6 protein-coding genes are annotated in these 6,052 nt (G+C 77.0%); 4 read left to right on the top strand and 2 right to left on the bottom strand.

The window, feature by feature from the left end:
- Positions 1-116 precede the first annotated feature (116 nt).
- Together ACFW1I_RS21540 and ACFW1I_RS21535 are read right to left on the bottom strand one after the other, a co-directional pair.
- A complete protein-coding gene (locus ACFW1I_RS21540) occupies positions 117-737 on the bottom strand; it encodes a DinB family protein (RefSeq protein ID WP_384672295.1) in 621 nt (206 codons plus the stop codon).
- Between the two features lie 70 nt (positions 738-807).
- Complete coding sequence (locus ACFW1I_RS21535; RefSeq protein ID WP_384672293.1) at positions 808-1,302, bottom strand: Lrp/AsnC family transcriptional regulator; 495 nt, start codon at positions 1,300-1,302, stop codon at positions 808-810.
- A gap of 386 nt (positions 1,303-1,688) precedes the next feature.
- Here ACFW1I_RS21535 and ACFW1I_RS21530 point away from each other — a divergent pair, with 386 nt between their 5' ends.
- From ACFW1I_RS21530 to ACFW1I_RS21515, 4 genes are all read left to right on the top strand, one after another.
- Positions 1,689-2,246, top strand: coding sequence for a heme-binding protein (locus ACFW1I_RS21530; RefSeq protein WP_384672290.1), 558 nt, complete (start codon positions 1,689-1,691; stop codon positions 2,244-2,246).
- A gap of 118 nt (positions 2,247-2,364) precedes the next feature.
- The gene (locus ACFW1I_RS21525; RefSeq protein WP_384672287.1) at positions 2,365-3,096 is read left to right on the top strand and encodes an ankyrin repeat domain-containing protein; all 732 of its coding nucleotides are present in this window, start codon (positions 2,365-2,367) and stop codon (positions 3,094-3,096) included.
- Positions 3,097-3,362: 266 nt separating this feature from the next.
- Complete coding sequence (locus tag ACFW1I_RS21520) at positions 3,363-4,856, top strand: FUSC family protein (RefSeq protein WP_384672284.1); 1,494 nt, start codon at positions 3,363-3,365, stop codon at positions 4,854-4,856.
- A 101-nt stretch (positions 4,857-4,957) separates the two neighbouring features.
- The gene (locus ACFW1I_RS21515; RefSeq protein WP_384672281.1) at positions 4,958-6,016 is read left to right on the top strand and encodes a lactonase family protein; all 1,059 of its coding nucleotides are present in this window, start codon (positions 4,958-4,960) and stop codon (positions 6,014-6,016) included.
- Positions 6,017-6,052: the final 36 nt, after the last annotated feature.

The following is a 6,052-nucleotide window of genomic DNA, read 5'->3' as shown; positions in this document are numbered from 1 at the left end:
GGGGCGGGCCTCCGCGCGTGTGTGGTGTGTTTTGGGTGGGGTTCGGGGGCCTTCCGCCTTGCCCCCCCCCCCCCCACGACGTGGCGCTGGTCCTCGCCCGCACCACCGGCTGAACGTCAGACGGCGAGGATCCGGTACAGGTCGCGCAGGAGGGCGATCTCGGCACCGTGGTGCAGGAGTTCCTGGTTCACCCACCACACGATCTCCAGGAACGGCTCCTCCGCGTCGCCGCCGTGCGGGTACGAGCAGTGCCCGACCGTGTCCAGCTCCTTGTCGCCGACGGACAGCAGCGCCTCCCGCCACGCCTCGGCGGCCCGGTCGAAGTCGGCCATCGCCGTGGCGGCGTCGCCGGCCGACCGGTAGTCGTCGCGGGTCAGCGAACGGGTGCCGTTCGTGTGGTCGGCGCGGAGCTCCAGCAGCTCGCTCAGGTGCGTCAGCCGCCAGGCGAGGGTGGTGAACGGCGGCGGCACGGGATGCGGGTACGGGGCGGTCTCCCGGCCCCACTCGCCGGTACCGGTCAGCAGCGCGGCGGCCGGACCGGGACCGTCCGCGAACCGGCGCACCGACCAGCAGCCCGGCGCCGGCTCCCACAGGTACTCGGCGTCGGTCATCGGGCCGACCGGCACGTCCGTGCCGTTGCCGCTGTTCACCACCGGCCCGGCCAGACGGTCCGTCAGCCGCTTGCGGGCGAAGTCGAACTCGGTGAGCAGGGGCGAGAGTCGGTCGGGTATCGCCATGGGACGGCTCCGTTGCGCGGGGACAGGACGCCCGTACCCTCGCACGCCGCCGCCCGTGCCCGCACGCGAGTTACCGGCCCCCCGGCCGCCGCTCCGCGCCGCCCCGGCCCATCGACTCCACCAGCGGCAGCATCCGGTGCGGCACCCGCTCGCGCAGCGCGATCTCCGTGCGGGTGCGGACCACGCCCGGCAGCTGGATGAGCCGCTGGATGACGTCCTCCAGATGACCCGCGTCCCGGGCCACCACCCGGGTCAGCAGATCGCCCCCGCCGGTGATGGAGAACGCCTCGACGATCTCCGGCACGGCGGCGAGCGCGTCCCCGACCTCGTCGAGGTGCCCCTGCGTGACCTCCACGTGCACGAAGGCCAGCACCGGATGCCCGAGCGCGGCGGGGGAGAGGACCGGGCCGGTGGCCGTGATCACGCCGTCCCGTTCGAGCCGGTCGATGCGGGCCTGCACGGTGCCCCGGGCGATGCCCAGGATGCGCGCGTACTCCCGCACGCTGGTGCGCGGCTGCTCGATCAGGAGCCGCAGGATGCGGGTGTCGAGTTCGTCCACCGCCATGACGTGCCGGCCTCCCCGTGCCCGCCGGGTCGGGTCCCCGGCCTGATGGTCCGCCCGGCGGGCCGATCCGCCGGAATGGTCCCGACTGTACCCATCGGGCGATCGGCACTTCCGGAGGGGCGCGTTCCTCCTCGTCCACGCGCGCGTACCGCGGGCTCCTCCCGCGCGCGTACCGCGGCCCGGCCCGGGGCGGGGTCGTCCGATCGGCCGACCCCCCGGTCCGCCGGGCGGGGGCCGACGACCATCCGCCGGGCCGACCGTACGGGTCCGGTGCCGCACTCAGGATGGAGTGCGGAGCGGGACGGCGAGACGGCCTCCCGGTCTCCCGGACCCGGCGACCGCCGGGCCCGCCGTCCCCGCCCGTCCATCACGAGGAGTGACCGACCATGAAGCAGATCTCGAAGCGTGCCCGTGTCCTGACCGGCGGAGCGGCCCTGGTCGCCCTCGGCGCCGGCGCCTTCGGCGCGGTCTCCGCGAACGCCGCAACCCCGGCCGCCGCCCCCGCCGCCGTCGCCAAGGCCGACGCGAAGAACAAGAACACCACGACCAGCACCCACCTCACGATCGACGCCGCCACCAAGGCCGCGCAGGCCGCGCTCGACGCCGCCGAGAAGGAGAACCAGCGCGTCTCCGTCGCCGTGGTCGACCGCAACGGCAACACCCTCGTCACCCTGCGCGGCGACGGCGCCGGCCCGCAGTCCTACGAGTCCGCCGAGATGAAGGCGTACACCGCCGTCTCCTGGAACGCCCCCACCACCGAGCTGGTCAAGCGCCTGGAGCAGGCCCCCAACCTCAAGGACATCCCCGGCACCCTCTTCCTCGGCGGCGGCGCCCCCGTCACCTCGAAGAACGCCCCCATCGCCGGCATCGGCGTGGCCGGCGCCCCCTCCGGCGACCTCGACCAGAAGTTCGCCCAGGCCGGCGTCGACGCCCTCGCCAAGTAACACCGCGGGACCCCGCCGGGCCCCGACGGCGTCCGGGCACGCCCGCCCCGACGCCGTCGGCCCCGCCGCCCCGCACCACCCGTCCCGCGCCCCGACCTTCGAGCCCGAGGAGACCGCCGTGACCGTCACACCCCACCACCGGCTCCTCGCCGCCGCCCGCCGGGGCGACACCGTCGGCGTCCGCGCCGCGCTCGCCGACGGCGCCCGGACCGAGACCCGCGACGAGGAGCTGCGCTCCCCGCTGCTCCTCGCCGTCCTCGGCGACCACGTCGAGACCGCCCGCGCGCTCGTCGCCGCCGGAGCCGACGTCGACGCCCGGGACGCCCGGCACGACAGCCCCTGGCTGGCCACCGGAGCCACCGGCAGCGTCGCCATGCTGCGGGTGCTGCTCGCCGCCGACCCCGCCCCCGACTTCCGGCTGACCGACCGCTTCGGCGCCACCGGCCTCATCTCCGCCGCCGAACGCGGCCACGTGCCGTACGTCCGGGCCGTCCTGCGCGACACCCCGGTCGACCGCCACCACCGCCCACCCCACCGCCGGACCGCCCACCCGCCCGGCCGGCAACCGGGCCGCCGCCCGCCCGCCCCCCCGAAGCGCGCGCCCCCCCGGCGCCCCGCCCCCGCCCCCCCCCCCCGGGCGGCCCCCCCCCCGGCCGGGGGCAAACCCGGGCCGCGGGGGCCCCGCCCCACCCCCGGGGGCCCCCCGGGCGGCGCCCTCGCCGCCGGCGCCGACCCCGCACTGGCCGACGCCCACGGCACCACCGCCCTGGAGCACGCCGAGCGGCGCGGCCACACCGCACTCGCCGCCCTGCTCCGGCGTACCCCCGCCGCTCCGGCCATGCCGGCCTGAGCTGGTCCACTGGCCCGCACCTCGGTCAGTGCGACGCGCGAAGACCGGGCCAATGGCCCAGCCTTTCGAGGACGATTTGAGCCAAGCGCCCGGTCGGTGGTTCCCTTGTGTCCACCAGGTACTTTCGGCGCCGCGCGCCGGGACGGCGACGAGGCCGCCCGGACGGCGGCGCCTTCGTCGTGTCCGTGCGCGCCCCACCATCCCCGGGGCAGGGCGCACGGCGGGCGAGCGGCAAGACGAGGGGGCGGCCGACCGTCGTGAAGAGGATGTTCGTGGCTCCGGACCCGGGGCTCCTCCGGCTCAGGACCGGTGTGCGTGCCGTGCTCGGCATCGCCCTCGCGGTGACCGTGGCCGAGCTGGCCGGTTTCTCGCTGACCGCGTCGATCACCGGAGGACTGGCGGCGCTGCTCGCCCTGTTCACCGTCACCGACGCCACCGTCCGCGGCCAGGCCGTCAGCACCCTGCTGCTGCCGCTCGCCGGTTTCCCGGTCCTCGCGCTGGCCACCCTGCTGCACGACCACACGCTCCTGCGGGACGGCGCCTTCCTGCTCGTCGTCCTCTGCGGCGTCTACGCCCGGCGCTGGGGCCCGCGCGGCCACGCGCTCGGCATCTTCGCCTTCATGAACTTCTTCAGCACCCAGTTCCTGCACGCCGTGCCCGGCCAGCTCCCCGAGCTGTACGCGGCCGTGGCGATCGCCCTCGCGGCGGCCGGGACCGTGCGGTTCGTGCTCTGGCCGATCGAGCGGCGCACCCCGCCGCCCGCCGCCCCCGCCCCGCTGCCCGGCAGGGGGCTGGCCCGGATCACCACCCGGCAGGCCGTCCAGGCCACCGCCGCCTGCGCCGTGGCGCTCGGCATCGGCCAGCTGCTCTCCGAGGAGCGCTGGTACTGGGCCGTCGGCACCACCTGGTGGATCTTCGTGAACACCGTCTCCCGCGGCGAGACCCTGGTCCGCGGCTTCCGCCGCTTCCTCGGCACCCTGCTCGGCATCGCCGTCGGCATGGTCGTCGCCATCCCGCTGCACGGCGCCCCGCTGCCCACCGCCCTCCTGGTCGCGGTCTGCGTCTTCGGGATCTTCTACACCGCGCCGCTCTCCTACAGCTGGATGATGCTCGCGGTCACCGTGATGGCCGGACTGCTCTACGGGCTCCTCGGCGTCCTCGACCCGGCGCTGCTCGTGCTGCGCCTGGAGGAGACCGTCGTCGGCGCGGTCTGCGCCGCCCTCGCGGTCCTGCTGATCCTCCCGGTCACCACCCACGCCATCAACGACGCCTGGATCCAGCGCGCCCTGCGGGCTGTGCACGCCGCGACCGCCGCCTCCGAGCGCCGGCTCGCCGGCGACGAGGACGCCGACCCGACCCCGCACGTCGCCGAGCTGGACCTGCTCCTCGGCCGGGTGCGGCTCTCGGTCGCCCCGCTCGTCCACCCGCTCAGCCCGTTCCGCGAGCGCAAGGGCCGCGCCCGCCGGGTCCTCGCGCTGCTCGACGAGTGCGCCGCCGAGGTGCGCGGTCTCGCGGCCGTCGCCGCCGACCCGGACGCCAGCCACGACGCCCGGCTCGCCGCCGCCTGCTGGCGGGTCGAGGCGGCCGTCGAACGGCTCACCACGCCCGGCCGGACCCCGTCCGCCCCGGTCGCCGAGCCGGAGCCCGCCGACCGTCCGGCCCCGGCCGCCCTCGGGCACGTCAGCGGTCTGGAACGCCTGCTCGCCGCCCTCGACGAGCCGCTCCGCACCCCGCCCGGCTCCCTCCTCGTCCGCCCCTGACGGCCTCCGCCGGCGGCTGATCGAACTTGGTCTAGACCGCCTGCTAACGTCGGCCCCGAGACGGGGGGGGGGGGCGACCCGCCCCGGGGGCGGGAGGCGCCGTGGGCGGGACCGAGACACATGAGCGGGCGACGGGGCGGGCGCGGGCCTACCTCGGCTCCTTCACCTCGGCCGGCGGTCTCGGCGTGCTCGCCGCCGACGTCGACCCGGCGACCGGCGCGCTCACCCTCACCGGCGCCACCGACGCCGTCGCCGACCCCTCGTACCTGGCCCTCGCCGACGGCGTCCTCTACGCCGTCTCCGAGACCGAGCCGGGCGCCGTCGCCGCCCTCGCCCCCGATGGAGCCGCGCCGCGCCCGCTCGGCGACCCCGTGCCCGTCGGCGGCGCCGGCCCCACCCACCTCGCCGTCGCCGCCGGCCACCTCCTCACCGCCAACTACACCTCCGGCAGCGTCTCCGTCCTGCCCCTCGGCGCGGACGGCGTCCCCGGCACCGTCACCGCCGTCCTGCGCCACGAGGGCGGCGGCCCGGTCGCCGACCGGCAGTCCGCGCCCCACGCCCACCAGGTCCAGCCCGACCCCAGCGGACGCTGGACGGTCAGCGTGGACCTCGGCACGGACTCCGTGCGCGTCTGCGCCCTCGACCCTGCCACCGGCGCCCTCCGCCTCCACCGGGAGACCGCCCTGCGCCCCGGCTACGGCCCCCGCCACCTGGCCTTCCACCCGGCCGGCGGGCACGCCTACGTCGTCGGCGAGCTGGAGCCCGCCGTCACCGTCTGCCGCTGGGACGACCGGCGCGGCGAGCTGACGCCGCTCGCCGAGATCCCGCTCGTCGACGCGGACACCGCGGGCCCGGCGTACCCCTCCGCCGTCGTCGTGGCGCCCGACGGGCGGTTCCTGTGGGTGGCCGTGCGCGGCACCGACACCATCGCGGTCCTCGTGCTCTCCCCGGCGGGCGACGAGGCGATCCGCTCGGCGACCGTCTCCTGCGCCGGCACCTGGCCCCGCGACCTCGCCCTCGACCCGTCGGGACGGCGGCTGTACGCGGCGAACGAGCGCTCCGGCGACGTGACCTGGTTCGACATCGACCCCGGCACCGGCACCCCGGTCCGCGCCGGCTCCGTCGAGGCCCCGGCGGTCACCTGCGTCGTCTTCGGCTGACCGGCGTGCCCGGGGTGCCCCGGGCACGCGGAAGGG

The organism is Streptomyces sp. NPDC058955, assembly GCF_042741435.1.
In the GTDB taxonomy this organism is placed as follows: domain Bacteria; phylum Actinomycetota; class Actinomycetes; order Streptomycetales; family Streptomycetaceae; genus Streptomyces.
This window is presented reverse-complemented; position numbering and strand designations above follow the sequence as displayed.